This is a genomic window from Thalassospira sp. B30-1 (genome assembly GCF_015767575.1).
GTDB classification, from domain to species: domain Bacteria; phylum Pseudomonadota; class Alphaproteobacteria; order Rhodospirillales; family Thalassospiraceae; genus Thalassospira; species Thalassospira xiamenensis.
Genome location: NZ_CP065232.1, coordinates 4,364,351 through 4,391,132, shown reverse-complemented (window position 1 = coordinate 4,391,132; position 26,782 = coordinate 4,364,351). Strand labels below are relative to the sequence as shown.

The 26,782-nt window shown below is 54.0% G+C and carries 27 protein-coding genes; 17 read left to right on the top strand and 10 right to left on the bottom strand.

Annotated elements, in window-relative coordinates; genetic code table 11:
- Positions 1-250: 250 nt before the first annotated feature.
- On the bottom strand, positions 251-856 hold the full coding sequence (locus tag IT971_RS20415) for a superoxide dismutase (protein ID WP_007088675.1): 606 nt from the start codon (positions 854-856) through the stop codon (positions 251-253).
- A gap of 96 nt (positions 857-952) precedes the next feature.
- Between IT971_RS20415 and IT971_RS20410 the strand changes: the two genes are divergently transcribed.
- Positions 953-1,252: a hypothetical protein gene (locus tag IT971_RS20410; protein ID WP_063092434.1), complete on the top strand. Its 300-nt coding sequence runs from the start codon at positions 953-955 to the stop codon at positions 1,250-1,252.
- Here IT971_RS20410 and IT971_RS20405 read toward each other — a convergent pair.
- The gene (locus tag IT971_RS20405; protein ID WP_051682147.1) at positions 1,240-1,545 is read right to left on the bottom strand and encodes a hypothetical protein; all 306 of its coding nucleotides are present in this window, start codon (positions 1,543-1,545) and stop codon (positions 1,240-1,242) included. The genes IT971_RS20410 and IT971_RS20405 overlap by 13 nt on opposite strands.
- Positions 1,546-1,732: 187 nt before the next feature.
- Positions 1,733-4,111, bottom strand: coding sequence for a Tex family protein (locus IT971_RS20400; RefSeq protein WP_063092435.1), 2,379 nt, complete (start codon positions 4,109-4,111; stop codon positions 1,733-1,735).
- A 248-nt stretch (positions 4,112-4,359) separates the two neighbouring features.
- Here IT971_RS20400 and IT971_RS22475 point away from each other — a divergent pair, with 248 nt between their 5' ends.
- Complete coding sequence (locus IT971_RS22475; protein ID WP_007088679.1) at positions 4,360-4,620, top strand: DUF1674 domain-containing protein; 261 nt, start codon at positions 4,360-4,362, stop codon at positions 4,618-4,620.
- A 113-nt stretch (positions 4,621-4,733) separates the two neighbouring features.
- On the opposite strand, the gene rpe is transcribed toward IT971_RS22475, so the two are convergent.
- Both rpe and IT971_RS20385 read right to left on the bottom strand, forming a co-directional pair.
- Positions 4,734-5,402, bottom strand: a complete 669-nt coding sequence (rpe, locus tag IT971_RS20390; protein WP_040061298.1) for a ribulose-phosphate 3-epimerase — start codon at positions 5,400-5,402, stop codon at positions 4,734-4,736.
- A gap of 126 nt (positions 5,403-5,528) precedes the next feature.
- Positions 5,529-6,878 carry an RsmB/NOP family class I SAM-dependent RNA methyltransferase gene (locus tag IT971_RS20385; RefSeq protein ID WP_063092436.1) on the bottom strand — a complete coding sequence of 450 codons (1,350 nt, stop codon included), beginning with the start codon at positions 6,876-6,878 and terminating at the stop codon, positions 5,529-5,531.
- Between the two features lie 189 nt (positions 6,879-7,067).
- On the opposite strand from IT971_RS20385, the gene IT971_RS20380 reads away from it, so the two are divergent.
- From IT971_RS20380 to purH, 3 genes are all read left to right on the top strand, one after another.
- Positions 7,068-8,087, top strand: a complete 1,020-nt coding sequence (locus IT971_RS20380) for a glycosyltransferase family 4 protein (RefSeq protein WP_063092437.1) — start codon at positions 7,068-7,070, stop codon at positions 8,085-8,087.
- A gap of 117 nt (positions 8,088-8,204) precedes the next feature.
- On the top strand, positions 8,205-10,163 hold the full coding sequence (locus tag IT971_RS20375) for a nucleoside-diphosphate sugar epimerase/dehydratase (RefSeq protein ID WP_063092438.1): 1,959 nt from the start codon (positions 8,205-8,207) through the stop codon (positions 10,161-10,163).
- Between the two features lie 279 nt (positions 10,164-10,442).
- Entirely contained in the window at positions 10,443-12,020 is a 1,578-nt protein-coding gene (gene purH, locus IT971_RS20370; protein ID WP_063092569.1) for a bifunctional phosphoribosylaminoimidazolecarboxamide formyltransferase/IMP cyclohydrolase, read from the top strand.
- An 85-nt stretch (positions 12,021-12,105) separates the two neighbouring features.
- Here the strand turns inward: purH and IT971_RS20365 are convergent, their stop codons facing one another.
- From IT971_RS20365 to hemC, 4 genes are all read right to left on the bottom strand, one after another.
- Positions 12,106-13,539: a heme biosynthesis protein HemY gene (locus IT971_RS20365; protein WP_063092439.1), complete on the bottom strand. Its 1,434-nt coding sequence runs from the start codon at positions 13,537-13,539 to the stop codon at positions 12,106-12,108.
- The gene (locus tag IT971_RS20360) at positions 13,536-14,747 is read right to left on the bottom strand and encodes a COG4223 family protein (RefSeq protein ID WP_223304900.1); all 1,212 of its coding nucleotides are present in this window, start codon (positions 14,745-14,747) and stop codon (positions 13,536-13,538) included. Before IT971_RS20360 ends, IT971_RS20365 begins: the two co-directional genes overlap by 4 nt.
- Before the next feature lie 366 nt (positions 14,748-15,113).
- Positions 15,114-15,905, bottom strand: a complete 792-nt coding sequence (locus IT971_RS20355; protein WP_252724162.1) for a uroporphyrinogen-III synthase — start codon at positions 15,903-15,905, stop codon at positions 15,114-15,116.
- Positions 15,877-16,830, bottom strand: a complete 954-nt coding sequence (gene hemC / locus IT971_RS20350; protein WP_063092442.1) for a hydroxymethylbilane synthase — start codon at positions 16,828-16,830, stop codon at positions 15,877-15,879. The genes IT971_RS20355 and hemC overlap by 29 nt, the downstream gene beginning before the upstream one ends.
- Positions 16,831-17,093: 263 nt before the next feature.
- Here hemC and tsaD point away from each other — a divergent pair, with 263 nt between their 5' ends.
- The 5 genes from tsaD (at position 17,094) to IT971_RS20325 (ending at position 20,358) form a co-directional block, all read left to right on the top strand.
- Positions 17,094-18,152, top strand: a complete 1,059-nt coding sequence (tsaD, locus tag IT971_RS20345) for a tRNA (adenosine(37)-N6)-threonylcarbamoyltransferase complex transferase subunit TsaD (RefSeq protein ID WP_007088689.1) — start codon at positions 17,094-17,096, stop codon at positions 18,150-18,152.
- Positions 18,153-18,206: 54 nt separating this feature from the next.
- Entirely contained in the window at positions 18,207-19,214 is a 1,008-nt protein-coding gene (locus tag IT971_RS20340; protein WP_063092443.1) for an NAD(P)H-dependent glycerol-3-phosphate dehydrogenase, read from the top strand.
- A 101-nt stretch (positions 19,215-19,315) separates the two neighbouring features.
- Complete coding sequence (locus IT971_RS20335) at positions 19,316-19,594, top strand: YciI family protein (protein WP_063092444.1); 279 nt, start codon at positions 19,316-19,318, stop codon at positions 19,592-19,594.
- A 3-nt stretch (positions 19,595-19,597) separates the two neighbouring features.
- Positions 19,598-20,011 carry an EVE domain-containing protein gene (locus tag IT971_RS20330; protein WP_063092445.1) on the top strand — a complete coding sequence of 138 codons (414 nt, stop codon included), beginning with the start codon at positions 19,598-19,600 and terminating at the stop codon, positions 20,009-20,011.
- Complete coding sequence (locus IT971_RS20325; RefSeq protein WP_063092446.1) at positions 20,008-20,358, top strand: Rieske (2Fe-2S) protein; 351 nt, start codon at positions 20,008-20,010, stop codon at positions 20,356-20,358. Before IT971_RS20330 ends, IT971_RS20325 begins: the two co-directional genes overlap by 4 nt.
- A gap of 23 nt (positions 20,359-20,381) precedes the next feature.
- Here IT971_RS20325 and IT971_RS20320 read toward each other — a convergent pair whose 3' ends face one another.
- Positions 20,382-21,044, bottom strand: coding sequence for a carboxylesterase (locus IT971_RS20320; protein WP_063092447.1), 663 nt, complete (start codon positions 21,042-21,044; stop codon positions 20,382-20,384).
- Positions 21,045-21,218: 174 nt separating this feature from the next.
- Here IT971_RS20320 and IT971_RS20315 point away from each other — a divergent pair, with 174 nt between their 5' ends.
- From IT971_RS20315 to pheS, 7 genes are all read left to right on the top strand, one after another.
- Positions 21,219-22,451 (top strand): glycosyltransferase family 4 protein, encoded by a 1,233-nt coding sequence (locus IT971_RS20315; RefSeq protein ID WP_063092448.1) that lies wholly within the window; start codon positions 21,219-21,221, stop codon positions 22,449-22,451.
- Positions 22,448-23,464, top strand: coding sequence for a glycosyltransferase family 9 protein (locus IT971_RS20310; RefSeq protein WP_007088696.1), 1,017 nt, complete (start codon positions 22,448-22,450; stop codon positions 23,462-23,464). Before IT971_RS20315 ends, IT971_RS20310 begins: the two co-directional genes overlap by 4 nt.
- 248 nt (positions 23,465-23,712) lie before the next feature.
- Positions 23,713-24,228: a translation initiation factor IF-3 gene (gene infC, locus IT971_RS20305; RefSeq protein ID WP_007088697.1), complete on the top strand. Its 516-nt coding sequence runs from the start codon at positions 23,713-23,715 to the stop codon at positions 24,226-24,228.
- A gap of 38 nt (positions 24,229-24,266) precedes the next feature.
- Entirely contained in the window at positions 24,267-24,671 is a 405-nt protein-coding gene (locus tag IT971_RS20300; protein WP_007088698.1) for a response regulator, read from the top strand.
- A 349-nt stretch (positions 24,672-25,020) separates the two neighbouring features.
- A complete protein-coding gene (gene rpmI / locus IT971_RS20295) occupies positions 25,021-25,218 on the top strand; it encodes a 50S ribosomal protein L35 (RefSeq protein WP_007088699.1) in 198 nt (65 codons plus the stop codon).
- A gap of 16 nt (positions 25,219-25,234) precedes the next feature.
- The gene (gene rplT / locus IT971_RS20290) at positions 25,235-25,591 is read left to right on the top strand and encodes a 50S ribosomal protein L20 (protein ID WP_007088700.1); all 357 of its coding nucleotides are present in this window, start codon (positions 25,235-25,237) and stop codon (positions 25,589-25,591) included.
- A 117-nt stretch (positions 25,592-25,708) separates the two neighbouring features.
- Positions 25,709-26,779 carry a phenylalanine--tRNA ligase subunit alpha gene (gene pheS, locus IT971_RS20285; protein ID WP_063092449.1) on the top strand — a complete coding sequence of 357 codons (1,071 nt, stop codon included), beginning with the start codon at positions 25,709-25,711 and terminating at the stop codon, positions 26,777-26,779.
- Positions 26,780-26,782: the final 3 nt, after the last annotated feature.

Below are 26,782 nucleotides of genomic sequence, written 5' to 3'. Positions count from 1 at the left end.
ATTTAAATATAATCATAGGTTGAATAATGATCAACTAATATATAAAGGTAGATTTATGACAAAGGACGGGCTTGGTTTCCTGCTAGCAGGAGGTCCTTCATCCGTTTGACGGAGCATATTATATTGGTACTGAGGTGACCAATATACCGAGTGTGCTTGGAAAGTGACCAAAAGCTTGATGTTTGGCTCATAAAAAAAGCGGCCCGCATCAGGGCCGCTTTTAAATTCAATCTCAAAGCTTTGGGTCTAATCAGCCAGCTTTGGAGAAACGTTCTGCAACATATTCCCAGTTCACCAGGTCGTTGATGAACGCTTTGACATAGTCCGGGCGCGCGTTGCGGTAATCGATGTAGTAGGAGTGTTCCCAGACATCGCAACCGAGCAGCGGGGTCTGACCGTGAACCAGCGGGTTTTCCGCGTTCGGGGTTTTGGTCACGACCAGCTTGCCGGATTTATCAAGTGCCAGCCAGCACCAGCCCGAACCGAACTGGGTCACGCCAGCCTGAATGAAGGCTTCCTTGAAGGCATCGACAGAGCCGAAATCTTCAACGATTTTCTTTTCCAGTTCGCCCGGAATGTTGCCGCCGCCATTTTTCTTCATCATCTGCCAGAACTCGATATGGTTCCAGTGCTGGGCAGCGTTGTTGAACAGGCCGGCTTTGGATGCATCGCCATAGGATGCAACAACGATTTCTTCGAGCGACTTGCCTTCAAGGCCGGAACCTTCGAGCAGCTTGTTGCCGTTCACAACATAGGCGTTGTGGTGTTTGTCATGGTGAAACTCAAGGGTTTCAGCCGACATGACCGGTGCAAGCGCGTCATAGGCATAGGGGAGTGCAGGGAGTTCAAGAGCCATGATACAGATCCTCGACTTTCGTTATTGGTTTGTGCGGTCAGCACAGGGCTTCCGCAACATATCCCCATTACCACCTGCCGTAAAAGTGAAAATCCCATGCAACCTGTTGGAAAACTTGTTGCTATGGATGATCACTGTCTTTTGGCTGGTTTGGAAACGGGCATGATGGAAAACCTCGTGGTCTTAATCCTCGGCCTTTATCTAGGACAAAGGAAGCAGCGCGCAATGCCTTGGACGGCTTTGCGATATTTCATACCCTTTAAACAAGCTGAGGCGCGCATCGTTCCATGGATGCGAAAATATTTTGAATTCTGCGAATGTCTGCCCGACAGGCTTCTGTTATCGGGCGTCATGTACCCCGAGCCGGATAACCGGTCAGCCCGCTATTCCTTATAAAGGCTGACCATGTTCTGAATATCGGTGCCATTGCGGATCATCACGTCATATTCCCCCTTTTGCAGGCGGGAAATATCGATACGGCACGGAAAAGAGCCGCAATCTTTGTTCAGCGCAATCGATCCGTCCTGAAAGGACAGGATGACTTCGCCTTTCGGCTGATCAGCATGGATGGTGACACTGTCGGTGGTCGCTTTCGGTGCGACGCGGATTGCAGCCAGTGCGGCTGTCGTCACTGTCAAAACTCCGACGAGGGCGATTACAACCGGCTTGCTGCGCAAAGATCTAAACATGTTGTTTCCTCGCGCTTCTTTTTGGTGAAGTAAAGATGCGCGGTGAAGACGGGAAAATGGCGGCGCAAATGCGGCATTTCCGTGCCGAATGTTTCGATTTTCCATCGGTCACAGGTAAAAAGCCCCCTGAACAAAAGGTTAGGGGGCTTTCTACAATCAGATCGTGCGCGAAATTTTTATGAAATTATTACTTTCGGCGTTCCATCGCGGCCTTGAGTGCGGCGGCCATCGCACCACCGTCATTTCCGGCACTGCCTTGATTGTTACGCGGACTGCTTTGATAATTTCCGCCGTGCTGGTTGTTTCGCCCGGTGTTGCCGCGGGCCTGATGGCCGGGATTGCTTTGATTGCCACGGGACTCGGTACGCTTTTCACGGGTGCCTTCATAGTCCGGTGCTGATTTCATCGACAGGCCGATACGTTTGCGCGGAGCATCGACTTCCATGACGGTAACCGACACGATCTGGCCTGCCTTGACGACTTCACGCGGGTCGGAAACGAATTTGTCGGCCAGTTGTGAAATATGCACCAACCCGTCCTGGTGGACACCGATATCCACGAACGCCCCGAAATTGGTGACGTTGGTGACGGTACCTTCAAGCTTCATACCGGTTTTAAGGTCCTTGATCTCGTTCACACCATCGGTGAATTTCGCGGTTTTGAATTCCGGGCGCGGATCGCGGCCGGGTTTATCAAGCTCGGCCAGAATGTCGCGGATCGTCGGAACCCCGAACACATCATCGGCATAGTCATCCGGGCGCAGGGTTTTGATGAAGGGCGAGTCGCCAATCAGCTCTGCCAGCGGTTTGTTGGAACGCGTGCTGATACGTTCCACCAGTTTATAGGCCTCCGGGTGAACGGCCGATGCATCCAGCGGGTTTTCACCGCCGCGGATGCGCAAAAATCCCGCACATTGTTCGAACGCTTTGGGGCCCAGACGTTCGACCTTGCGCAAGTCCGCACGCGACCGGAACGCGCCATTGATATCGCGATAACCGACAATATTGCGCGCCAGTGTTTCCGAAAGTCCGGCAACACGGGTCAGAAGCGGAATAGACGCGGTATTAAGGTCAACCCCCACGCCGTTTACGCAATCCTCGACCACGGCATCGAGCGATTTGGCCAGTTTGGTTTCCGATACGTCGTGCTGATACTGCCCGACACCAATGGATTTTGGTTCGATCTTCACCAGTTCCGCCAACGGGTCCTGCAGGCGGCGGGCGATGGATACCGCGCCACGCAGCGACACATCCAGATCGGGGAATTCTTCGGCGGCAAATTGTGACGCGGAATAAATCGATGCGCCGGATTCGTTGACGATGACCTTGGTCGCCTTAAGGGCCGGGAAGCGTTTGAGTAACTGACCGGCAAGCTCATCGGTTTCACGCGAATAGGTGCCATTGCCAATCGCGATCAGTTCGATCTTGTGGCGGGCGGCAAGGGCCGCCAGTGTATTCAGCGCCCCTTCGACGTCATTGCGTGGCTGGAACGGGTAAACGGTTGCGGTATCAACCATCTTGCCGGTGGCATCGATCACGGCAACCTTGACACCGGTACGCACCCCCGGATCAAGACCCATGGTGGCCTTCTGCCCGGCCGGTGCGGCCAGCAGCAGGTCCTTGAGGTTATCGGCAAACACCTTGATCGCGTCTTCTTCGGCGCTGTCACGAAGGGTGCCGAACAAATCAAGTTCGATGGATAGCGACAGTTTGACCCGCCAGGTCCAGCGAACCGTATCCACCAGCCATTTGTCTGCGGCACGGCCACGGTCGGCAATCCCGACATGGGCGGAAATCATGATCTCGGCCCGGCCCTGCTCGGTGCGCGGGCGGTCTTCGTCGGCGGCCCCCAGGGTCAGTTTAAGTTGCAGGATGTTTTCGTTGCGTCCCCTGAACAGGGCCAGTGCGCGATGCGACGGGCAGGTTTTGATTTTTTCGGAATGTTCGAAATAGTCGGAAAACTTGGCACCTTCAGCCTGTTTGCCATCGATCACGCTGGCACTGATTTCGCCATCATTCCACAAAAGGTCGCGCAGCTTGGCGACCAGATCGGCATCCTCGGCAAAGCGTTCCATCAGGATCTGACGCGCACCATCAAGGGCGGCCTTGGTATCTTCGACGCCTTTTTCAGCATCGACATATTTTGCGGCCTCTGTTTCCGGATCAAGGTTCGGATTGCCGTACAGATCATCCGCCAGCGGCTCCAGCCCGGCTTCGCGAGCGATCTGGGCCTTGGTGCGGCGCTTTTTCTTGTAGGGCAGGTACAAATCTTCAAGGCGGGTTTTGGTGTCGGCCTCGTTGATGGCCTTTTCAAGTTCCGGCGTCAGCTTTTCCTGTTCGCGGATGCTTTCAAGCACGCTTGAACGGCGTTCTTCCAGTTCGGTCAGATAGCGCAGGCGTTCTTCCAGCGTACGAAGTTGGGTATCATCAAGGCCGCCGGTTTTTTCTTTGCGGTAGCGCGCAATGAATGGAACGGTGGAGCCCTCATTGAGCATCTCGATGGTGGCAATGACCTGTTCCGGCCGGCATGAAAGTTCTTCGGCGATACGCTGGGGAATTGGACGCATGGTTTCTCCTTGGTTTGCTCGTCTGCCTGAAATAGCGGCTTTCGTGCAGGGGGGAAAGAGCCAGTTTCGGATAAATGGCTGTCTGCATATTTGATGGATTTTCTCGTTGAAATCCCAAGCTGCTGAAATCGAACGGATTTTGGAAATCCTGCCAGATATTGCTGCCCTATAACTTGCCCCGACGGTGCAGGCGGGCTATTTCTGGGATAACAGTTCCATCGGGCAGTCCCGACAACCGGAGAATAAGGATGGCCGGAAAGTTCCGCGAAACCGTCATTCACGAGGTGCCAAAAGAAAAGGCAGAACCGAAAACCTCGGAAGAAAAGAATGAAGCCATTGCCGGTGCAGACATGGCACCTGTTCTGTCACAGGATGCAATCAATGCGCTGGCCGAAGCCAAGGCCGCTAAGGAAGCTGCTGCAAAACAGCGCGAAATCGGCGGGCCCAAAGGCCCCGAGCCGACCCGATTTGGTGATTGGGAAAACAAGGGCCGTTGCATCGATTTTTGATGTTGCAGCCATTCCCGGAATTGACTTCAGGTGATACATATATGAATAGGGTCGGGAATTTTTGCGCCGACCCTATTCATTTCTGAATTGCCAGATAAAGCAGTCCGCCGGGCTCAGTTGCCGCGAATGGCTTTGATGTTGTTGGCGTATTCGGATGGGCCGCCTTTGAAGGTCGCGGAACCGGCGACCAGAACGTTTGCCCCGGCTTCGATCACCTTGGGCGCGATTTCCGGGTTTACGCCACCATCGACTTCAAGGTCGATATCGCGTCCGGTCGCGTCGATCATCTTGCGGATGCGTTTGATTTTTTCAAGCTGGCTTGGAATGAATTTCTGGCCGCCAAAGCCGGGGTTGACGGTCATGACCAGAACAAGGTCAACCATGTCCATGACATATTCGATGACGCTTTCCGGCGTTGACGGGTTCAGCGACACCCCGGCTTTTTTGCCCAGCGACTTGATCAGCTGCAGCGAACGATGCAGGTGCGGGCCTGCTTCGGCATGGATGGTGATGATGTCGGATCCGGCATTGGCGAAGGCTTCGATATAGGGATCGACCGGTGCGATCATCAGGTGAACGTCAAACACCTTGTCGCTATGCGGGCGCAGTGCCTTGACCACATCCGGGCCGATGGTGATGTTGGGCACGTAATGACCATCCATGACATCGATATGGATGTAGTCTGCGCCAGCGGCATCAACCGCGCGGACGTCAACACCCAGCTGGGCGAAATCGGCGGAAAGGATCGAAGGTGCGATTTTAATGGCGTTTGATGCGGTCATGGCGCGGCAAAGGTCCTGAAGCGGGTTGGGATATGGGAATTTCGCGGTTCTCATACCCCAAAAACGCGGTCCTGTCACCCAAGCGGGGCGAATGGCTGTCTTGATCTGTATCGTTTAAGATACCAATCAGGATTTCTTGACCAGACGTGCGCAGAAGAAACCATCGATCCCGCCATATTCCTGCATATGTAGCGGCAGGATGCGCAATTCACCGGCATCGTTGATGGCCTCACTCCAACCGCCCAGTTCGTCGGCGGTAATCGGCTTGCGTTCGTAATTGGGGTGGTCGGCCAGGAACGATTTGACCTGATGCTCGCCCTCTTCGGGCTGAAGCGAACAGGTGCAATAGATCAGCTCGCCACCAACATTCAGAAGCTTGTCAGCCTGATTAAGCAGCTTGGTCTGGATCGGCAAAAGTGATCGCATCAGTTTGTCGTTCTGACGCAGCAAAATATCGGGATGGCGGCGAATGGTGCCGGTTGCCGAACAAGGCGCATCAAGCAAAACCGCATCGGCACGTGGCGTATCAGGGGCCAGATCGGTGGCGTCCCCGATAACAACAGCGGCACCGAGTTCAACCCGTTCAAGGTTTTCATAGACGCGTTTCAGGCGGCCCTCGGATTTATCAACGGCAATGGCCTGTGCACCGAAAGCCGCAAGCTGCATGGTTTTTCCGCCCGGTGCAGCGCAGAGATCATAAATGGTTTTGCCCTTGTGAGCCGAAAACAGTTTGGCCGGGATGGATGCCGCCGCGTCCTGCACCCACCATTTGCCGTCTTTATAGCCCGGCAGGTTGCGGATGCGACGCCCGCCTTCAAGCCGGACCGTGCCGGTTGGAAGGACGATACCGTCCATTTTTTCCGCCCATTCGGCGGCCTCGGCCGGGTCTTTGATCGAAAGATCAAGCATGGCATAGCCAAGGCTTGCCTGTGCAATGCCCTGGGCCACGTCCGCGCCATAGGCCTTTTTCCATGATCCGCGCAGCCATGCCGGAACATTCAATTGCCAGTCTTCGACATTTTCAGGCCATTCAAAGCCGTCGCGCTGCAAGCCGCGCAAGACGGCATTGATCAGTTTGGTGTACCGATGAAGTCCTGCATCGCGCGCCAGATTAACCGTGCTGTCAACTGCACCATGATCGGCTGTATCCATGAAAAACAGCTGGGCAACACCCAGACGCAGGATATTGGTCAGTCGTGCGGCGGTGCGATCTTGTGGCGGGTGATAGCGTGGGGCGAGCATGGCATCAATTTCACCGAGATGGCGCAATGTCGTGCCGAGCAATTGACGCAAAAAATTGCGATCCAGTGACGGCAGACCAAACCCGTGTTTTGACAGAAGCTCGTCCAGTGTGACTTCCCCCCCGCGCAGCTCCTGCAGGGTTTTGAGCGCCAGCATCCGTGGATCGGGAAGATCGGCCGGTTGGCTATGGTGTGGCGCGTGGCGGTTGTCCGGACGGGCGCGGCGTTCTGTCAAAGGAATATCTCCGGTTTCGGGTTGTGGCTTGTAAGTAAGCGCCCTTTGGGGGGCTGTAAAGCACTTAGCCGCGCGATTTCTGGCATGGCTGGCCTGCTGGATATGGTTTGTCGGCTACTTAAAAGCCTTGCGATGGGGACGAGTGCCCGGTAATCCAGACGGATGATTTGAACGGAACGGGCGTTACAGATGTCTTTTGCCGCACTTGCGATTTTTTCCGGCTGCTTTCTGATCGGCTCTATGTTGCTGACCTGGGCGGTGTTGCTTTATCTGCGGCGCAAGGCGATTCTTGATATGCCCAATCATCGTTCCAGTCACGCGGTGCCAACCCCGCGCGGTGGCGGATTGGCCGTGACGCCGCTTTTGGTGTTCATGGTCGGAGCGGTTTTTTTATGGTCGGGGAATGCTGATCTGCCTCAATGGGTCATGCTCGCCGCGGCTGCGGCGCTTGGCATGTTAAGCTGGTTTGATGATCGACATGATCTGTCGCCTGCTATTCGTTTTGCCTGTCAGTTCGTTGCCGTGATCGTCGGTGTGTTCGCGATTGACAGTCCTGTCCTGCAAGGGCTGGTGCCAATGTGGCTGGATCGTGTTCTGGTGGTTCTTGCCTGGGTCTGGTTCCTTAATCTTTTCAATTTCATGGATGGGATTGACGGCATTACCGGGGTCGAAGCGGGATCCATTGGCGCGGGCGTTTTTGCTTTGGCGCTTTTGATGCCGTTGCCTGAATTCATTGATCTTGGTTATATCGGGCTTGGTATTCTGGCGATCATGGCCGGATTTCTGATCTGGAACTGGCATCCGGCGAAGCTGTTTCTGGGGGATGTCGGATCGGTGCCGCTGGGGTTTGTTCTGGGTTGGTTGCTGCTTGAACTGGCGGCACGTGGTGCGTGGATGCCAGCTTTGATCCTGCCATTATACTATCTGGTCGATGCAACCTTTACGTTGATGAAGCGCGGGCTTCGGGGGGAAAAGGTCTGGCATGCTCATCGTGAGCATTTCTATCAACAGGCGACCCAGCGTGGGATGAGCCACGCTGGGGTTTCATTCCTGATAATGCTTGCCAATCTGGCACTGATCCTTGTGGTGTTTTTGCCGACAGATGCGGACGTATCTGAACGGTTGGCAATAGCTGCGATAATTGTCGTGTTGCTGATTGCGGGAATGAAATTTTTGCCGGTTAAGACTGTCAAAACGCATTCGCCCTGATTGCCGCTCGTTCGGATAGCTTGACTTGTCACAGGCCGAACGCGAAAAGAAAAACCGTGTCCCTGCCAAAGGCTTGCGGCTAGTATGAACCACACCAGTATTCCGGTAAGGAACCGAATGTCGCGTTTATTCCAACGTAGCCAGATTGCCTTTGTCCATGATGTGACAATGGCAGCTGTTTCATTGCCCGCAGCACTTTATCTGCGCGTGGGCGATGGTGTGGTTTTTTATAATCCGCAGAACATTCTGTTTTCAGCATCAGTCTTTACCGTTATCGCCGCAGTCTCTTTCTGGTTTTTTGGCCTTTATCGCGGGATTTGGCGTTATGCGTCTTTGAACGATCTGACGCGAATTGCCAAGGCGGTAACAGTTGCCATTGGCGTATTGTTTCTTGTGTTGTTCCTGACCGCGCGGCTTGACTGGTTGCCGCGATCAACACCGATTATTCAGTGGTTCCTTTTAATGGCGCTGCTGGGGGGATCCCGGCTGATTTATCGGATCACCAAGGACAAAACCTCTGCCCGTGAAATGCTGCGGCAGGGGACGCATCGTTTGCCGGTTCTGTTGATTGGTGCAGGTGACGAGGCGGAAGCCTTCATTCGCGAAACGCGTCGTTCAGCAAATACACCGTTTGATGTTGTCGGGATTGTTTCGCTGACCGATAGCCGCGTTGGGCGCAACATGCACGGCGTTGATGTTCTTGCGACCGTAGACCGTCTTGAGGAGATCCTTGGCAAGCTCGCCAATAGCAAGCGTGGGCTGCCGCGCCGGTTGGTTCTGACCGGTGACGCACTGCGTCACGAAGATATAACGAAATGGGTCGAGATTGCTGAGCAAAGGGGCATCACCCTTGCGCGCCTGCCAAAGTTGAATGATCTGCGGGAAGGTCTTGCCGACCCACTGCAAATCCGCCCCGTAGCGATCGAGGATTTGCTGGGCCGTCCGCAGGCGCGCCTTGATCGAGACAAGGTTCGTCAAATGATTGCCGGGCATCGGGTGCTTGTGACCGGTGCCGGTGGATCAATCGGCTCGGAACTGGTGCGGCAGATTGCTGCCTATGGTCCGGAAAGTCTGACCTTGCTGGATGCGGGGGAATACAATCTTTATGCCATTGATATGGAGATGGCGGAAAAATATCCCGATCTTCCGCGTGAAAGTATTTTAGGCGATGTTCGTGATCGAACCCGGATCGATCAGGTTTTTGCAAAGCAAAAGCCGGAGATTGTTTTTCATGCCGCAGCCTACAAACATGTGCCGCTGGTTGAACATAATCCCAATGAAGGTATTCTGACCAATACGTTGGGCACCCGCAACGTTGCCGAGGCATGCCGTGCGGCCGGGGTTGGCACCATGGTTCTGATTTCAACGGACAAGGCCGTAAATCCGGCGAATGTCATGGGGGCGTCAAAACGTTTGGCGGAATGCTATTGTCAGGCGCTTGAGACGCTGCCAGCGGATCAGCGCGGCCCGACACGTTTTGTGACGGTTCGGTTTGGCAATGTGCTGGGCTCAACCGGATCCGTCGTACCCCTGTTCCGCCGCCAGCTGGAGGCCGGTGGTCCGTTGACGGTGACGCACGAAGGCATCACGCGGTACTTCATGACGATTGCCGAAGCGGTGGAACTTGTTTTGCAGGCTGCCGAACTTGGCAAGCATGGTGTCACCGATGGCGGCAAGATATTCGTTCTTGATATGGGGCGACCGGTCAAGATCATCGATCTGGCGCGTCAGATGATCCTGCTGTCGGGCCTGCGTCCGGGCAAGGATATCGATATCAAGGTAACGGGATTACGTCCCGGCGAGAAGCTTTACGAAGAATTGTTCCACGATGGTGAGCCACCAGAACCGACTGAAACCGACGGCGTTATGTTGGCGGCCCCGCGTGTTGTTGATTATGCGTTGATCAAGCAGGTGTTTGACGAGCTTGGTGAAAGTGCAGCAAGGCGTGATACGCACAAGACGCTGGAACTGATGGGGCGTCTTGTCCCCGAATTTCAGCCGCCCGAGATTGGGGTTAAATCCTTCTTTGCAGATAGCGATCCGGGAAAACTCGATCAGGCGGTTAGTGGTCAATAACCTGATATCTGTTTAAAGACGGCACGTCTGCGCAGTCTGGTCTGCGGCCATGCAACATTTCGGGGTCCACATTTTATCGTCTGCGTGATAAAGCTCCGCGCGAAACATGGTTCGGACTCATTGATCATGTGTCGGCCAGAATGAAAACCATCGGTTTTCATTCATCAGAAGGCCAGTCTTGCCCACGCGCAGCCATACGGAACGGTTTCTTTTGTGGGCCGATATATCATCAATGGGTCCGGTGCCTTCATCACTGACGATCTTTTGAAAGCGAACCCGATGACTGCTCGTATTGCGCGCGCGCTGATCTCTGTTTCCGACAAGACCGGTCTGGTCGAATTTGCCAAATCCCTTCATGAACAGGGTGTTGAAATCCTGTCTACCGGTGGTTCTGCCAAGGCCATCGAAGCGGCCGGTATCCCTGTGAAGGAAGTTGCCGATCATACTGGTTTTCCCGAAATCATGGACGGTCGCGTCAAGACTCTTCATCCGAAGATTCACGGCGGCCTTTTGGGCCGCCGTTCTCTTTCCAGCCACATGAAGGCGATGGAAGATAACGATATTTCGCCGATCGATCTGGTGTGTGTGAACCTTTATCCGTTCGAAGAAACCGTTGCCAAGGGTGCCGATTTCGATACCTGCATCGAAAATATCGATATCGGCGGACCGAGCATGATCCGTTCGGCGGCAAAGAACCACGAATCGGTTACGGTTGTTGTCGATCCGTCTGATTACGACCGCGTTGTTGCCGAAATGAAAGACAATGCAGGTGCCACGACGGCTGAGACCCGACGCGTTCTGGCCGCCAAGGCATTTGCCCGTACGGGCGCTTATGACTCGGCTATTTCAAGCTGGTTTGCCGGTGAGCTTGGTGAAACCTTCCCGCAGCGCCTGAATGTTTCTGCCGAACTGAAACAGACCCTGCGTTACGGTGAAAACCCCCATCAGCAGGCAGCGTTCTATACCAATGGCAAGAACCGTCCGGGCGTTGCCACCGCAACCCAGCTTCAGGGTAAGGAACTGTCATTCAATAACCTGAATGATACGGATGCAGCGTTCGAACTGGTGTCCGAGTTTGATGAAAAACCGGCTGTTGCCATCATCAAGCACGCCAATCCGTGTGGCGTTGCCGAGGGGGCAACTCTGATTGAAGCCTATCACAAGGCACTTTCTTGTGACCCGGTTTCGGCCTTTGGTGGCATCATCGCGGTTAACCGTACCCTTGATAAGGCCACTGCCGAAGAAATTGCCAAGCTGTTTGCCGAAGTCGTGATCTGCCCGGATGCCGATGACGCGGCGAAGGAAGTTCTGGCAGCGAAGAAGAACCTGCGTCTTCTGGTGACCGGTGGCATGGCGGATCCGGAAGGTGAAGACATGACGCTTCGGTCGTTGGCTGGTGGATATCTTCTTCAGAACCGCGATGCCGGTCGCGTCAAGCGTGACGCGCTTAAAGTCGTCACCAAGCGCAAGCCGACCGAAGCCGAACTTGATGATCTGCTGTTTGCCTTCCGTGTTGGCAAACATGTCAAATCAAACGCGATTGTTTATGTCAAAGACGGTAAAACGGTTGGTGTGGGTGCCGGCCAGATGAGCCGTGTTGACAGTTCACGGATTGCCGCATGGAAAGCCGAAGAAGCCGGTAAAAATGCGGGTGAAGGCGAATTGCGCACCAAGGGATCGGTCGTGTCGTCTGATGCCTTCTTCCCGTTTGCAGACGGATTGCTGGCCGCAGTCAATGCCGGTGCCACAGCGGTTATTCAGCCGGGCGGTTCAATGCGTGACGAAGAAGTCATTGCGGCTGCCGATGAACATGGTATTGCCATGGTGTTTACCGGTATGCGTCACTTCCGTCATTAATCTTTGGTTTGAACCTTAAGCAAACAGGCCGCAGACATTTTATGTCCGCGGCCTGTTTTTTGTGTTCAGTGGATGGATATCAGGGTCAAACAGCCGTTGCTGGATGTTCCCCTTTTGCGCTGCTGTTCACAGTTTTATCAATCGGATCGGAGTTTTCGATCATTGCCCCATCCCGCTTTATGGCGGCGGGCTGTTTTGGCGTTGCCGGATCGGATGCGGGCTGATCATTATGAACGCGCATCGGTGCGCGCCAGTCAATGCTGCCAAAGGAATGACAGGACGGGCAGGTTACCGCCCATTTATCTGTTTCCGTACCACATGCGCCGCACCGCCAGCCGGGGTCGGGATTGGCGTGACTTGCCTTTACCAGCAGCTCACGTGCTTTTGCGGCATCTTTCTTTTCACGGAATTCCAGATCAGCCAGAAGACGGTAGTGACGTGACTGCGCCTTTTGGGCGATGGCCTTTTCCAGGTTGCTGCGTGCCATGCCCCACAAATCGGCAGAAAGTGCGGCTTCGGCAAGCAAAAGCTGGCTTTCTACATGTTCCGGATTGGCGGCAATCAGCTTTTCGACAGCTTTGACTTTTGCCAAGGCGTCTTCGGAAAGACTGTCCAGATAGATTTGACCCAAGGCCGCGGATGGTGATGTCTGCCAGCTTTGCTGGGCAACGTCGCGCGCTTTCGCAGGCTGATCAATGTCGGCATAAAGCCTAGCCAGAAGAACGGCCGCGCCGGTAAAGTCCGGGCGCGCGTTCAAAGCTTTGCGCAAAAGTTTGATGGCTTCGGCATTTTCACCATCCGTTATTGCGTCTTCGGCTTTGGCTGTAATCAGAAGTGCACGGCGACGTGTCAGTTCATCTTCGTTAAAGATATCTGCCTTTTGGGCATCCACCAGCAGGGTCAGGGCCCGGTCCCAGCGTTTTGCACCCAGTAACAAATCAAATAACGTTACAAGCACGGACGGATTGCGCGGACGCAGGCGGTGGGCCCGTTCCGCATAATCGAGTGCCTCCGACCGGTTATCGGACTTCAGCGATAACTGCAGTAAACCGCGCAACCCGAAAAATGCTGAATCAGGCTTTTCAAGCATTGCTTCAAATTGACGTTTGGCAGCCTCGTTGTTTCCGTCAAGTTCGGCGGCTTGGGCTGTTAACAGGCGGGTCAGGGTATCGTCTTCAAGATACCGGTCGACCGCACGGGTATGCTTCAATGCTTGTCGAACATCACCAGATGCAAGTTCCAGCAATCCCATGGTAAGGGCCTGCTGACCTTTTTTGCGACGGCGACTGCCCAGAATACGGCCAAGCCAATTGGGAGAATTGGCAATGGCGGACCAACAGCGCCAAAGGATGACCAGAACCCCGGTCAGAACAAGAAGGCCAAGGGCGACCATGCCAATAGAGCCATCAAACCTGTAGCCGAGCCAGACGATGGTCATTGTACCGGGATTATTGGCAAACCAGACCGTGCAGGTGACCAGAATTGCAGTTATCAGAATGAACAGGCCAAGACGGATCATTGGCTGTCCCCCGTATTTGCAGACCCATCACCGGTCAGAAGATTGATCGCATGTGCACTGAGCGTTGCGATGGCACCGTTCAACACCTGACGGCTTTTGGCGTCTTCAAGCCACTCGTTGACGGCGGCCCTGGCATTGTCACCTTCGATACCATCAAGGGCGGCAATGGCACCATCAAGATCATCACTTTCAAGCGCTGTTTCTGCGGTCACCAAACGTCCATCGAGCGATTCTTCGCCGACAACATCAATACGCCGAACCGGGATCAGTTTTTTGATATTGGCCCAGGTCGCGTCAAGAACACTACCGGAATGGTCGTCACTTGATGCCTGTACGGCTTTCTGTGCCATTGCCGGAAATGACTGGCGCAGCTTTTCGATGGTGGGCGCGCCACGATCCGCAAGCGGTTTCAGGGCTGATATCTGTTCTGCAATGACGGGATCGTCCGAGCCGCTGCGTTCCAGCTGATTAAGCGCGATCATAAACGATCCGCCGCGCTGCACGGCATCGCGCAGGATCGTAACGGCCATGGCAATGGCCTGGCCACGGCTTTCAACCCGAAGACCGGCAGTTGCCCGCACTTCTTCTTCCATGGTTGACAGACGTGCTGACAGATCGCGCATTTCTGCTGCAACACCAGAAAGTTCGGCTTCGACCCGTGCCAGTTCTTCAATCGGTGCGGTGCGGGTTTCAATTTCTGCCATCCGGCGTGCAACTGTGGAGTTCAGCGAATCGCCGCGTTCACTGTCAAGGCGTTCACGCAAGGCGTTGATCGTACCTTCGAGACGTGACAGGCGTTCGGTCAATGCCGTATCGACGACGACTGTTTCATCACCTTCTGATGGTGCTTTTTCATTGCGGGCAAAAGCATTGTCTGTCGGCTCAGACAGGTTGTCTTCATTGCCGATCATTGCATCGTCACGTTCCGGCGCACCAGGCGTTATGCTTGATGAAGTTCCGGGTGCATCATTGGCAGATGTGGATGGTGTGGCACTATCGGTTGTCGGCTCGCTACCAGTTCCTGACGATTGGTTATCCGCCACTTCTGCCGGTGTGATCTCCGCCAGGATTTCAGCAGGCACATACTGGCTCAGGACGGGTTCCGCGTCACGCCACCAAAGGGTACGTGTCAGCCATCCGGTGACCAAAGCACCGGCAATAATGATCACAAACAACAGGATTGCGCGACCACCACGCTTTTTTTGCACGGTTTTGTCTGTCTTGTCTGTGGCTTGCTTGTCGGAAGCAGTCTTTTGGCTCATACCCGGTTTGATTTCAGGTTTTGCATCTGCCGTTTTGGAGCCGGACTTCTGGCTGTCTGACTTTGAGGTAGCGTTTGACGTGGATGAAGGTTTCGCACCTTCTGACCCACCCGACGTCGTTCCCGGCTTTTGATCAGCAGGTTCTTTGGCAACATTTGCATTGCCCTTGCTATCAATGGAAATGGTTTCGGACGAGCCGGATTTTGTCTCGGCTGGGTCTGTGGAAGCGTGGGTTTTTGGCGTTTCTGGTTTTTTCACGGTCGGACCATTGCAGTTTGCGGTTGTTCCGAGACACCACTTGGCGCGGAAAAGTCAGGCGAATGCGTTCTCTAGTGCCGAAAGAAGGTATTCCTGTGTCGGGTGTTTTGCCACTTCTGTCTTTAGCCATGTAAGGACGCTTAGGCGATCTTGCACTGCCGAACTCAGACAAATTGCACGTGTACCGACCAGATCTTTTTGCAGCTTGTGTCTTTCAATCAGCTTAACAAAGCTTTCCGCCGTACGGGGAGAGAAAAATAAAACTGCATCAATATGATGGGCAGAAATCGCGCTGACGACCTCATTTGGAAGACAATCGGACGGAACGGCATCATACATGGTTTGCCTTCGGATATCGAAGTTTCCGTCTCGCAAAAGTGATCCCAGATCTCCGGCGACCTTGCGGGCCGCAGGATGGAATAACGCCCCGTTTGTCGGATCAATCTGATCTTTGATCAGGCGTGCCAAATCGTGAATGTCACCGTTAGCACTTCGTATATCGGTGAAACCGGCCTGTTGTGCGGTGCGCGCAGTGGCATCACCTACGCACAAAGCCGGATAACGCCGGTCATCACATTGCCGGGTAAAGGCACGCACACCATTGGCAGAGGTAAATATCAATGCCTGCACATCAGCAAGATCAAGCTGATCCGGGTTTTGGGGAAACTCGATCCGCAACATCGGCGCCGAAAGCAGGCGATAACCACGTTGCAGAAGCGTGGTTTCGAGTTCCTGCGAATCGGCTTCCGGTCGGGTATTGAGGATCAATGGTCCCATATTCTCCCCGCTGATATTCCAGATCGCGCCATTAACCCGACTAGGCCGAGATAAAGTCTGACCCGCCACGCTCTTTGAGCTCGTTACCGGCATCGGTTCCGGCGGCTGCGGCATTTGCCAGGTCCGGATCATAAATCATTCGTTCAGTATCCAGTCGTTCGCTGCCATCCGGGCGCACAATGCTGACCCGTAAACGCATTCTGCCATCCGGGAGATATTCGGCAAGAGCAGCAATAGGGGTGCGACATGAACCGTCGAGCGCACGTAACGCCGCGCGTTCAGCCGCGACGCGGATGGCCGATGCCGGGCAGTTCAAAGCAGAAAGCCAGTTGTGCGTCTGGTTGTCAGTTTCGCGAATAGTAATACCGATTGCCCCTTGGGCAACAGCGGGGAGCATGTCGTCCTCGGAAATTGCAGCAGTTGCAACTTCTGGACGGTTTAGCCGGTTCAAACCTGCCATTGCCAGAAGCGTGGCATCCACCTGACCCTCTTCAAGCTTGCGAAGGCGGGTTTGGACATTGCCACGGAATGTCACAACCTTGAGATCGGGATATTTATTAAGGATCATTGCTTGGCGGCGTAACGATGCCGAGCCGATCACCGATCCCGCAGGCATTTCGGCAAAGCTTTTGTATTTCAGAGAAATAAACGCATCGCGCACGTCTTCGCGCGGCAAGATCGTTGGCAAAATCATGCCATCTGGCAGCACCGTCGGCACATCTTTCATACTGTGAACAGCAAGATCAATCTCGCCACCCATCAGGGCATCATCAATTTCCTTGGTGAATAACCCCTTGCCACCGATTTCCGACAATGCGCGATCAAGAATCTTGTCGCCCGTCGTTGTAATAACGGTAATGGCAATCGCGCCTTCGGCGGCGAGTTCGGGATGCGCTTTCGCAAGCTTGTCGCGGACTTCATGCGCCTGAGCCATCGCCAGGGGAGAGCCACGTGTGCCGATGCGGAGTTTTACGGTATCAGATGTGTTTGTCATGAGCCCGAGTTGTAGTCATAAAACCGATTGAAAACAAGGGCGGTAGCGTATGCCACCTTACCCAAACCGGATCGGATTATAATGATGAATGTCCCTGTTTCATTGACTTATGTGGTAGTGTTTTTTCTCTGACGCTTTTCCTGCATAGGGCAAATGCATTGCCTTGGGGTGGAAAACGGGTGCTGTTTAGGCTACATCACTGCCAGAATTTTCCCACACAGGATGCGTCAATCTGACGCGACTTATTGCCGGATTTGCAAGAAATGATCGTATTGGGTATCGAAACCAGTTGTGATGAAACGGCGGCAGCTGTCGTGAATGACAAGCGCGAGGTTATGTCCAACAGGGTGCTTTCGCAGCTTGACGATCATCGTCCTTATGGTGGTGTTGTTCCGGAAATTGCGGCACGCGCGCATCTTGAACATCTTGACCGTCTTGTCGCCGAAGCGATGGATGATGCGGGTGTTGATTTTGCCGATCTTGATGCCGTGGCCTGCACAGGTGGCCCCGGTCTGATTGGTGGCGTTATGGTGGGGGCCATGACCGCGAAGGCGATTGCCTTTGCAGCTCAGAAGCCGTTTCTGGCGGTCAATCACCTTGAAGGTCATGCGCTTACGGTGCGCCTTACGGATGATGTTGCATTTCCTTACCTGCTGTTGCTGGTTTCCGGCGGTCATTGCCAGGTCCTGATCGTTGAAGGTGTTGGCCAATACAAGCGGATCGGGACGACCATCGATGACGCGGTGGGTGAAGCATTCGACAAAACCGCGAAAATGATGGGGCTTGGTTACCCGGGGGGGCCTGCGCTTGAAAAAACGGCGGAGGCCGGGAACCCGGACAGGTTTGGTCTGCCCCGACCGTTACGCGGGCGTCCCGGGTGTGATTTTTCGTTTTCGGGTTTGAAGACTGCGGTCCGCATCTATCTCGACGGGTTTCCTGTCGAACAGCAAACTGCCGAAGTCAAAGCTGATCTGGCGGCTTCGTTCCAGCGGGCAGTGGGTGATACGCTCATTGATCGCACACGAAATGCAATTTTCGAATTCATGCGCGATTATCCGACGGGCAAGACTTTGGTGCTTGCCGGTGGGGTTGCGGCAAACAAATATTTGCGGACCCGTTTGACGGAACTGACCGATCAGGCTGGCATGACGCTTGTTGCGCCACCGTTGGAGCTTTGTACTGATAATGCCGCCATGATTGCCTGGGCAGGGTTGGAACGTTTTCGCCTCGGTCAGCATGACGAACTGGATTTCAAGCCGCGACCGCGCTGGCCGCTTGACCCAGAGGCACCAAAGCGTCCGGGTGCGGGAGTGAAGGCCTGAGTTTCTCCAAACGCCAAACTGTTCGAATATTTATCATCGGGGTCGAGAAGAACTATGTCGGATAAGCGCATAACGGTAGTCGGCGGCGGCGCATGGGGTACTGCGCTGGCTATTCAGGCTGTACGGGCTGGTGCTGATGTTGAGCTTGTACTGCGTGATAGTGCGCTGGCGGAACGCATCGACAATTCTGGTGAAAATGACCTTTATCTACCTGGGGTGAAGCTTCCGAAAGCATTAAGAGCGACAATTGCGATTGATGGATTGAGAGAGTCAGACGCGGTTCTTCTGGTTACACCGGCACAGCATCTTCGAAGCACTTTGATCAAGCTTGCCCCGCATTGGCCCGAAACGCTTCCTGCCGTTATTTGCGCCAAAGGGATCGAAAAAGGGACCGGTGCGCTTATGGCGCAGGTCGTGAACGAAACGCTTGGTGATGTTCCGGTTGCGGTTCTGTCTGGCCCGACATTTGCCCAGGAAGTTGCCAAAGGGCTGCCCGCGGCGATTACACTTGCCTGTTCAGACAGGAATTTGGGCAAGGATCTGGTGGAACTGATCGGGACGTCGGCATTTCGGCCCTATTTCAGTACCGATGTCGTGGGTGTTGAAGTTGCGGGGGCTATCAAAAACGTTCTGGCAATCGCAAGCGGCGTTGTCGCGGGGCTTGAGCTTGGCGATAATGCGCGCGCAGCCCTGATTACCCGTGGACTTGCCGAAATGTCGCGATTGGCGGTGGCGATGGGGGGGCGGATTGAAACCATGATGGGGCTGGCGGGACTTGGCGATCTGACGCTGACATGTACCGGCACGTTGTCGCGCAATTACACCTTCGGGTTTGCCCTTGGGCAGGGGCAGAAGGCTGATGCCATTTTGGCCGCACGACGTTCGGTGACCGAAGGTGTTCATACAGCCGCGTCAATTACAGCTGTTGCGTCGAAATACGGTATTGAAATGCCAATCTGCAGTGCTGTGGATCAGGTCGCCAACCATGATGCGGACCTGCGCAGCACGATCAATGCATTGTTGCAGCGCCCGTTTCGCGATGAGCTTGAAACCGGAAAATAATCTGGTCACATCCACGCTATCAGCTTTTGTTCGGCTTGAGCCTTTGAGCAGGTTCTGTCAATTTACCGGTATCAAAACCAATTTTGACAGGAAACGCTGCCATGCATTTTTACATTCGCTGTGTCGACAAACCGGGGCATCTTGCTGTGCGCAAAGCCAATCGTAATGCGCATCTTGCCTATATCAAGGACGGTTTTGCCGACAGGATCGTTGCAGCAGGCCCCACACTTGATCCCGATCTTGAGGGCATGAATGGCTCGGTCTTCATTATCGAATTTGACACCCAGGCCGAAGCCGAAGAATTTGCCGCCAACGATCCATACGGCAAGGCAGGTCTGTTTGAATCCGTGATTATCCGTCCCTTCAAAAAGGTATTCTGATCCATGGCATACTGGCTGATCAAAACCGAGCCGGGAAGCTGGTCGTGGGACGATCAGGTCAGGAAAGGTGTCGAGGGATGGGATGGGGTTCGCAACCATCAGGCGGCAAAAAACCTCAAGATCATGCAGATCGGTGATCTGGCTTTCTTTTATCATTCGGTGAATGAAAAACGGATTGTCGGCATTGTCGAGGTGGTCCGCGAAGCCTATCCCGATCCAACTGACGCCACCGGCAAATTTGTTCAGGTTGATTTCAAAACCGTCAAACCGGTGCCAAATCCGGTGACACTGGCCGATATCAAAGCTGATCCGCGATTTGCCGAATTGCCGTTGCTCAGACAATCCCGTTTGTCGGTCATGCCGATAGATGATGCATCCTGGACAGCGATTTGCGAGATGGGTGGTGTTTCGGCATGACAGTTGATCTGCCGCCCTCCGGAACAGTGTTATGTGCGCTTTCTGATCTGGATGCGACCGGGGCCAAAGGCATATCGCTTGACGGAAATTCTGGCCGGGCCGGGATTTTCATCGTGCGGGACGACGCAGGGGTTTTCGGTTACGTCAACAGTTGCCCCCATATTGGTGTGCCGCTTGAACTTGAGTCCGATGAATTCATCAGTGATATTCACAACGAAATCATCTGCTCGACGCATGGCGCACGTTTCAGGATCGAAGATGGCCTATGCGTATCGGGTCCTTGTGACGGCGATATGCTGGAACCCGTTGCCGTAAAGATTGAGAACGAGAAAGTCGTTCTGGCCTGAAATTCTGCGTCATGGTGACGGTCTTAGGCGACCGTCACCTTTTCGATAAGCTCATCAAGATGTTTGGTGATGACATCAAGCTGATCCGGTTCGGACAGGCGATGATCACCGGTTTTGATCAGATCTATGCGGACATCCTTGGAAACCAGTGCTTCCGTCAGACGAATGGCGGTCTGCCACGGGACATCCGGATCCTGCATGCCTTGGATAAGGCGAACCGGGCATTCAAGTTTGATCGGATTTCGCAAAAGTAGCTGATTTCTGCCATCCTCTATCAGAGCCTGCGTAATCGTATAGGGATCGTCGCCATACTCGGTCGGCTCGATCAGGGCTCCGTTCTTGGTGATTTCAGATTTCTGGGCATCACTGAATTGCGCCCACATAAGGTCTTCGGTGAAGTCGGGGGCCGCCGCAATGCCAACAAGTCCGGCGATGCGTTCTTTCCGGGCCAGTGCCGCCAACAGCATGATCCAGCCCCCCATTGATGATCCGACCAGAATAAGCGGACCTGAGGTGATTTCGTCAATAATGGCAATGGCATCGCGGGCCCACTGTCCAATCGTCCCGTCTTTGAATGCGCCTGCCGATTGTCCGTGACCCGAATAGTCAAAGCGGGTATAAGCCAGCCCCTGCTGTACGCAATGGGCCTCGAGATGGGTGGCCTTGGTGCCGGTCATATCGGACATGAAGCCCCCCAGAAACAGAACACCAGGCTTTTGTCGGCCTTGTACTTCTGTCAGCTTGCCGGGAGTCGCATGGTATGCGATTTTTAATCCGTCAGGCCGCTCGAGATACTGAGGCGTCGGCATGTCATTTGTCATCCGGGAAGGGTATCCTTGGGTGTTAGTGGTTGGAATTGCATGAGCGCGTCAGAGATCAAGACCCAGTCAGTTTATCGTCCGGAACAGCAGGTGCAAGGTTCGGCTTATCGTCCGGCCGTAATTCTGCAAGTTCTGCCGGAACTTGATACCGGTGGTGTGGAGCGCGGTACGGTTGATATTGCGCGTGCCATTGTTGATGGTGGTGGTGTTGCGCTGGTCGCTTCTCAGGGCGGTCGGCTTGAGCGGGAGCTGGACCGGTTTGGTGCCCGTCATATTACCCTGCCACTGAAGTCAAAAAATCTGTTTACCATGCGCCGCAATGTTGATGCGCTGGTTGATCTTATCCGTGCAGAGGGCGTTGATATTATTCATGCGCGTTCGCGCGCGCCGGCCTGGAGTGCCTATTTTGCTGCGCGCAAGGCGGGGATTCCGTTTGTTACGACATTCCATGGCACTTATTCCGGTCATAACAACCTGTTCAAAAAGCGTTATAACGCGATCATGACAATGGGTGATCAGGTCATCGCCATTTCCAATCATATCGCGGACCATATTCGCAAATTTTATAAAATGGATCCTGCGCGCCTGAATATCGTGCCGCGCGGTACCAATACCGATTTGTTCAATCCGGAAAATGTCAGTCAGGAACGCCTGATTGCATTGTCAAACCAGTGGCGTTTGACCGGTGAAGAATATGTCATCATGTTTCCGGGACGGATCACGCGCTGGAAAGGGCATTGTTTCCTGATCAAGGCTTTACCGGCAGTGTTTGAAGCACTTGGCCATCGGAACGTGCGTTGTCTGATGGTCGGTTCCGATCAGGGACGCACGGCTTATCGCGATGAAGTGCTGGCTTTGACCAGGAAGCTTGGCCTCGAAGATATTGTGCATATCGTTGATCATTGTGCCGATATGCCAGCGGCCTACATGCTGGCGGATGTGGTTGCGTGTCCGTCAATCGAGCCCGAAGCCTTCGGCCGAATTCCATCCGAAGCGCAGGCAATGGGGCGCCCGGTTGTTTCGACGGCCCATGGCGGTGCCATGGAGACGGTCTTGCCCGGTGAAACCGGATGGCTTGTTACGCCGAATGAAGTTGAGCAATTGTCTGTGGCATTGACACAAGTGTTGCGGTTGACCCCGGAAAAGCGTGCCGCTTTGGCGCAAAAGGGGCGAAAGCACGTTATCGAAAACTATTCCCTGACCCAAATGGCGGAAAAAACTCTGGCGGTTTATGAAAAGGCGCTGAAAGGCGCGATCAGGAACGCTGCATGACAGAAACGATGACTTCGGACATGTCGCAAGATGCTGAAATTGTCGCGGGTGTGATGCCGGATGCCAGGCAGGAACGCATTCTTGTCATCAAGCTGTCTGCCTTGGGGGACATTATTCTTGCCATGGGGGCATTTGCCGCGATTCGATCCGCGCATCCGCGTGCTCATATCACGGTTCTGACAACACGGCTTTATGTCGACCTGATAAAATCAACGGGTTATTTTGACGCCATTGCAATAGACCGGCGGCCAAAGCTTTATCAGGTGCGTGAGGTTCTTGCGCTGCGCCGCTTCCTGCGAAATGGCAACTTTGATCGGGTCTATGATCTGCAAACTTCGGATCGCAGCGGGTTTTACTATCGGCTGTTTTGGCCGGGGAAAGCACCGGAGTGGTCCGGAATTGCCAAGGGCTGCTCGCATCCGCATGACAACCCGGATCGTGACAGTCTGCATACCATTGACCGTTTGGCGGATCAGCTGCATCGCTCCGGGATCGAAAATGTGCCACCGCCGTTTATTGCCGGATCGGATATTGATCTGGAACGTTTTGGGGTTCGAAGTCCTTTTGTTCTTATTTGTCCTGGCGGTGCCCCGCATCGTCCTGACAAGCGGTGGCCTGCCGAGCGGTTCGGTTTGCTGGCAAAAAAGATTGCCGACTATCGTCTGACGCCGGTGCTGATCGGAACTGATAAGGAAGCCGAGGTTCTTGGCAAAATCGATAGTATGTGCCCCAAGGCGCGAAACCTGATGGGACGTACAGGGTTTCTTGATATTGCGGGACTTGCGGCACGCTCTGTTTTGGCGATTGGCAATGATACGGGGCCAATGCACATTGCAGCAGCGGCCGGGGCGCCGTCTATTGTGCTGTTTTCGCGGGACTCCGACCCCAAAAAAAGTGCGCCGCGCGGGACAACGGACAACGCCGTCAGCATCGTGCGAGAGAATGACCTGAGGGAATTGACGGTTAACCGGGTGATGGATGAGGTTCGTCATCGCCTTGATCTTGTCGATTAATATCGCCGTTTCTGCCATGTCGGTCGTGCGTCATTGAATGCGAAGGACTTCAAGGCTTTGAATACCGTTGCCCAAGGCTAAAATCATTGCTTTCTGATGACGGCCCGATATGCTAGGCAAAGGTCCGTTTTGCAGTACGCATGACCGGATGTGCTTTCCGGCGACTTATTGCATCACCAGCGACTTGTTTCTGTGCTTTTTTGTTTGATTACCAAAGGAGATTATCCATAGCACGACCACGTAAACCGATGCAGCCGACCAAGGAAGGTCCGCGCGTCAATGAGGATATCAAAGCCCGTGCCATCTGTGTCGTTGACGCTGAAGGCAATATGTCTGATCCAATGACGGTTCGTGAAGGCATTGAAATGGCGATGGAAGCTGGACTCGACCTTGTCGAAGTCGCTCCGAATGCCGAGCCTCCCGTCTGTAAGCTGATCGACTACGGCAAGTTCAAATACGAACAAAGCAAGAAACAGAACGAAGCCAAAAAGAAACAGAAGGTTATTGAAGTCAAGGAAATCAAGCTCCGTCCGAACATTGATATCCATGACTACAATGTGAAGCTACGTGCAGCGCAGAAGTTTCTTGGCGGTGGAGATAAGGTGAAAGTCACTTTGCGTTTCCGTGGACGTGAAATGGCTCACCAGGACCTTGGTCTTGGCATGCTGCAGCGTTTTTCGGGGGATCTTGAAGATCTTGCCAAAACTGAACAGATGCCGAAGATGGAAGGCCGCATAATGATTATGGTGCTGGCGCCGCGTTAACCCGCGGCGTTTTGCCTTTCCAAGCAAGAGGGAATGCCATGGCAGCCGGGAATGATCTTCTGATCGTCGGGGTCGATGACGACCCTAAAAGTCTCGTGCTTCTGAAACGAATCGTCGAAAGTGGCGGATACAGTTTTGTTGGCGTTTCCTCTGGCAAGGAACTTCTGGAAGTCCTGAAGACAAAAAAGCCGCGCATCATTCTGATGGATATCATGATGCCCGGCATGAATGGCTTTGAAACTTCGCTTCGGGTTCGCACGGGTTTCCCTGATCGTGCCTGTGCAATCATCTATGTCACGGCCCGTCAGGGCGAAGAAGATTTGCGTGGCGGTGTTGCCGCGGGTGGAAATGACTTCGTCTTAAAGCCGATCAATCGCGAAAAACTGCTGAGCCGAATCGAGAAGTGGATCGGTCGGGTTCACACAATTAAAACAGCAGTTTAACATATTTCTGCCGGGCTGACATCGATCTGTCGCCAGGTATGAGTGCATCCTGATCGTCCGACTTTTTCCCTGACTTTCACAATACGATTTCGGATCACGCAGATATGCGAGGATCTCTGCCAACGGTGTGTTGTTGTGACCGTTTCAGTCTGATCTTTTACGCGATGTGGTGAAGCGGGGAAAATCGCGGGTAACAGGGGCGAAAAGGTCCTTGAAAAAGGAAGGGGTGGAGTCTATAACCACCCGTCCCCAAAACAGGTGGTGAGGCTGGAAAGATCATTGATCTTTCAGGGCATGCCCAGCCGCCGTGGGGAATTTCGTGTTTCATTGCTTATGCAAGGATAGAAAAATGCCCAAGATGAAGACCAAAGCGAGCGCTAAAAAACGCTTTAGCCTGACCGCAAAGGGTAAAGTTCGTCGCAATGTCGCTAACAAGCGTCACCTGTTGACTGCGAAACCCACCAAGATGAAGCGCCAGGCACGTGGCACGGAGATTCTCTGTGACGCAGATGCCCGCATCGTCAAAAAATTCCTGCCGTACGGTTAAGGCTAAGGAGAGTTAAATGGCTCGTGTAAAAGGGGGCGTGTCTTCTCACGCCCGTCACCGCAAGGTTATCAAGGCTGCCAAAGGTTATCGTGGTCGCCGCAAGAATGCTTACCGCACTGCTGTGCAGGCCGTTGAAAAAGGTCTGCAATATGCATATCGCGACCGTCGCGTTAAGAAACGCCAGTTCCGCAGCTTGTGGATTCAGCGTATCAACGCCGGTGCTCGTGAAAACGGTCTGAGCTACTCGCAGTTCATGAACGGCCTCAAGAAGGCTGGCGTTGAACTGGACCGCAAAGTGCTTGCCGACATCGCCGTGCGCGAACCCGATGCTTTCAAAGCTCTGGTTACCCAGGCGCAGGCTGCACTCGGCTAATAAACCTTTTGCAAAAAGGTTTAATCGGCACTTGCCTGATTTGATCGGGGGCGGCCATATTGGCCGTCCCCTTTCTTTTGTTTATCCCAATTCACTTTAAGCAAAGCATCGGAAGTTATGGAAAACATCGAAGCATTGCGCGAAGAGGTTCTGGCCGAAATCGAAAAAGCAGCCGACTTGCAGGCTCTTGAAGATGTTCGTATCAGTGCTCTTGGCAAAAAGGGCCGCATTACCGGCCTGATGAAAAACCTTGGCCAGATGGATCCGGATCAGCGCCGTGAATTCGGTCAAACGCTGAACACGGTCAAGGATCAGGTTGCCGAGGCGATCGAGACCCGCAAATCCGGCCTGGAAGACGCGGCCTTGAATGCACGCCTGGTTGGCGAACGGATCGATGTAACCCTGCCTTCGCGCATGGACGAGACTGCAGGCCGGATTCATCCGATCAGCCAGACGATGGACGAAATCATCTCGATCTTTGGCGAGATGGGCTTTGCGCTTGCCGAAGGTCCGGATGTCGAAGACGATTTCCATAACTTTACCGCCCTGAACATCCCGCCGGAACACCCGGCGCGCGAGATGCAGGACACCTTCTATCTGCCCGAGCAGGAAGACGGGTCGCGCCTTGTGCTGCGCACCCATACCTCGCCGGTGCAGATCAGAACCATGCAGAGCAAAACCCCGCCAATCCGGATCATCGCGCCGGGGCGGACATATCGTTCCGATAGCGATATGACCCATACGCCGATGTTCCATCAGGTCGAAGGACTGGTGATCGACAAGAAAACCCATATGGGCCATCTGAAAGGGTGCCTGCTGGAGTTTGTTAAAACCTATTTTGAGCTGGACGAAGTTCCGGTTCGCTACCGTCCGAGCTTCTTCCCCTTTACCGAGCCGAGTGCCGAAATGGACATTGGCTGTTCGCGCAAGGGCGGGGAGCTCAAGATTGGTGAAGGCGACGACTGGCTGGAGATTCTGGGCTGCGGCATGGTTCATCCGCGCGTTCTGGCGGCTTGTGGGCTTGATCCGAATGAATATCAGGGCTTTGCCTTTGGCATGGGGATCGAACGTATCGCGATGCTGAAATACGGCATTCCCGATCTTCGCACCTTCTTCGATACCGATCTGCGCTGGCTGAAACATTACGGTTTCGTGCCGCTGGATGTACCGAACATGGTGAGAGGCTAAGAT

Bases quoted from the DNA above. Each gene is read 5' to 3' on its own strand.
- IT971_RS20320 (WP_063092447.1), bottom strand. From the start codon at position 21,044: ATGTCCGATATGACCGGCACCAAGGCCACCCATCTCGAGGCCCATTGC.
- infC (WP_007088697.1), top strand. From the start codon at position 23,713: ATGCAGCCGACCAAGGAAGGTCCGCGCGTCAATGAGGATATCAAAGCC.
- IT971_RS20415 (WP_007088675.1), bottom strand. From the start codon at position 856: ATGGCTCTTGAACTCCCTGCACTCCCCTATGCCTATGACGCGCTTGCA.
- IT971_RS20330 (WP_063092445.1), top strand. From the start codon at position 19,598: ATGGCATACTGGCTGATCAAAACCGAGCCGGGAAGCTGGTCGTGGGAC.
- IT971_RS20335 (WP_063092444.1), top strand. From the start codon at position 19,316: ATGCATTTTTACATTCGCTGTGTCGACAAACCGGGGCATCTTGCTGTG.
- tsaD (WP_007088689.1), top strand. From the start codon at position 17,094: ATGATCGTATTGGGTATCGAAACCAGTTGTGATGAAACGGCGGCAGCT.
- IT971_RS20380 (WP_063092437.1), top strand. From the start codon at position 7,068: ATGTCTTTTGCCGCACTTGCGATTTTTTCCGGCTGCTTTCTGATCGGC.
- IT971_RS22475 (WP_007088679.1), top strand. From the start codon at position 4,360: ATGGCCGGAAAGTTCCGCGAAACCGTCATTCACGAGGTGCCAAAAGAA.
- rpmI (WP_007088699.1), top strand. From the start codon at position 25,021: ATGCCCAAGATGAAGACCAAAGCGAGCGCTAAAAAACGCTTTAGCCTG.
- IT971_RS20405 (WP_051682147.1), bottom strand. From the start codon at position 1,545: ATGTTTAGATCTTTGCGCAGCAAGCCGGTTGTAATCGCCCTCGTCGGA.
- IT971_RS20365 (WP_063092439.1), bottom strand. From the start codon at position 13,539: ATGATCCGTCTTGGCCTGTTCATTCTGATAACTGCAATTCTGGTCACC.
- IT971_RS20310 (WP_007088696.1), top strand. From the start codon at position 22,448: ATGACAGAAACGATGACTTCGGACATGTCGCAAGATGCTGAAATTGTC.
- IT971_RS20400 (WP_063092435.1), bottom strand. From the start codon at position 4,111: ATGCGTCCAATTCCCCAGCGTATCGCCGAAGAACTTTCATGCCGGCCG.
- rplT (WP_007088700.1), top strand. From the start codon at position 25,235: ATGGCTCGTGTAAAAGGGGGCGTGTCTTCTCACGCCCGTCACCGCAAG.
- pheS (WP_063092449.1), top strand. From the start codon at position 25,709: ATGGAAAACATCGAAGCATTGCGCGAAGAGGTTCTGGCCGAAATCGAA.
- rpe (WP_040061298.1), bottom strand. From the start codon at position 5,402: ATGACCGCATCAAACGCCATTAAAATCGCACCTTCGATCCTTTCCGCC.
- hemC (WP_063092442.1), bottom strand. From the start codon at position 16,830: ATGACAAACACATCTGATACCGTAAAACTCCGCATCGGCACACGTGGC.
- IT971_RS20375 (WP_063092438.1), top strand. From the start codon at position 8,205: ATGTCGCGTTTATTCCAACGTAGCCAGATTGCCTTTGTCCATGATGTG.
- IT971_RS20300 (WP_007088698.1), top strand. From the start codon at position 24,267: ATGGCAGCCGGGAATGATCTTCTGATCGTCGGGGTCGATGACGACCCT.
- IT971_RS20410 (WP_063092434.1), top strand. From the start codon at position 953: ATGCAACCTGTTGGAAAACTTGTTGCTATGGATGATCACTGTCTTTTG.
- IT971_RS20325 (WP_063092446.1), top strand. From the start codon at position 20,008: ATGACAGTTGATCTGCCGCCCTCCGGAACAGTGTTATGTGCGCTTTCT.
- IT971_RS20340 (WP_063092443.1), top strand. From the start codon at position 18,207: ATGTCGGATAAGCGCATAACGGTAGTCGGCGGCGGCGCATGGGGTACT.
- IT971_RS20315 (WP_063092448.1), top strand. From the start codon at position 21,219: ATGAGCGCGTCAGAGATCAAGACCCAGTCAGTTTATCGTCCGGAACAG.
- purH (WP_063092569.1), top strand. From the start codon at position 10,443: ATGACTGCTCGTATTGCGCGCGCGCTGATCTCTGTTTCCGACAAGACC.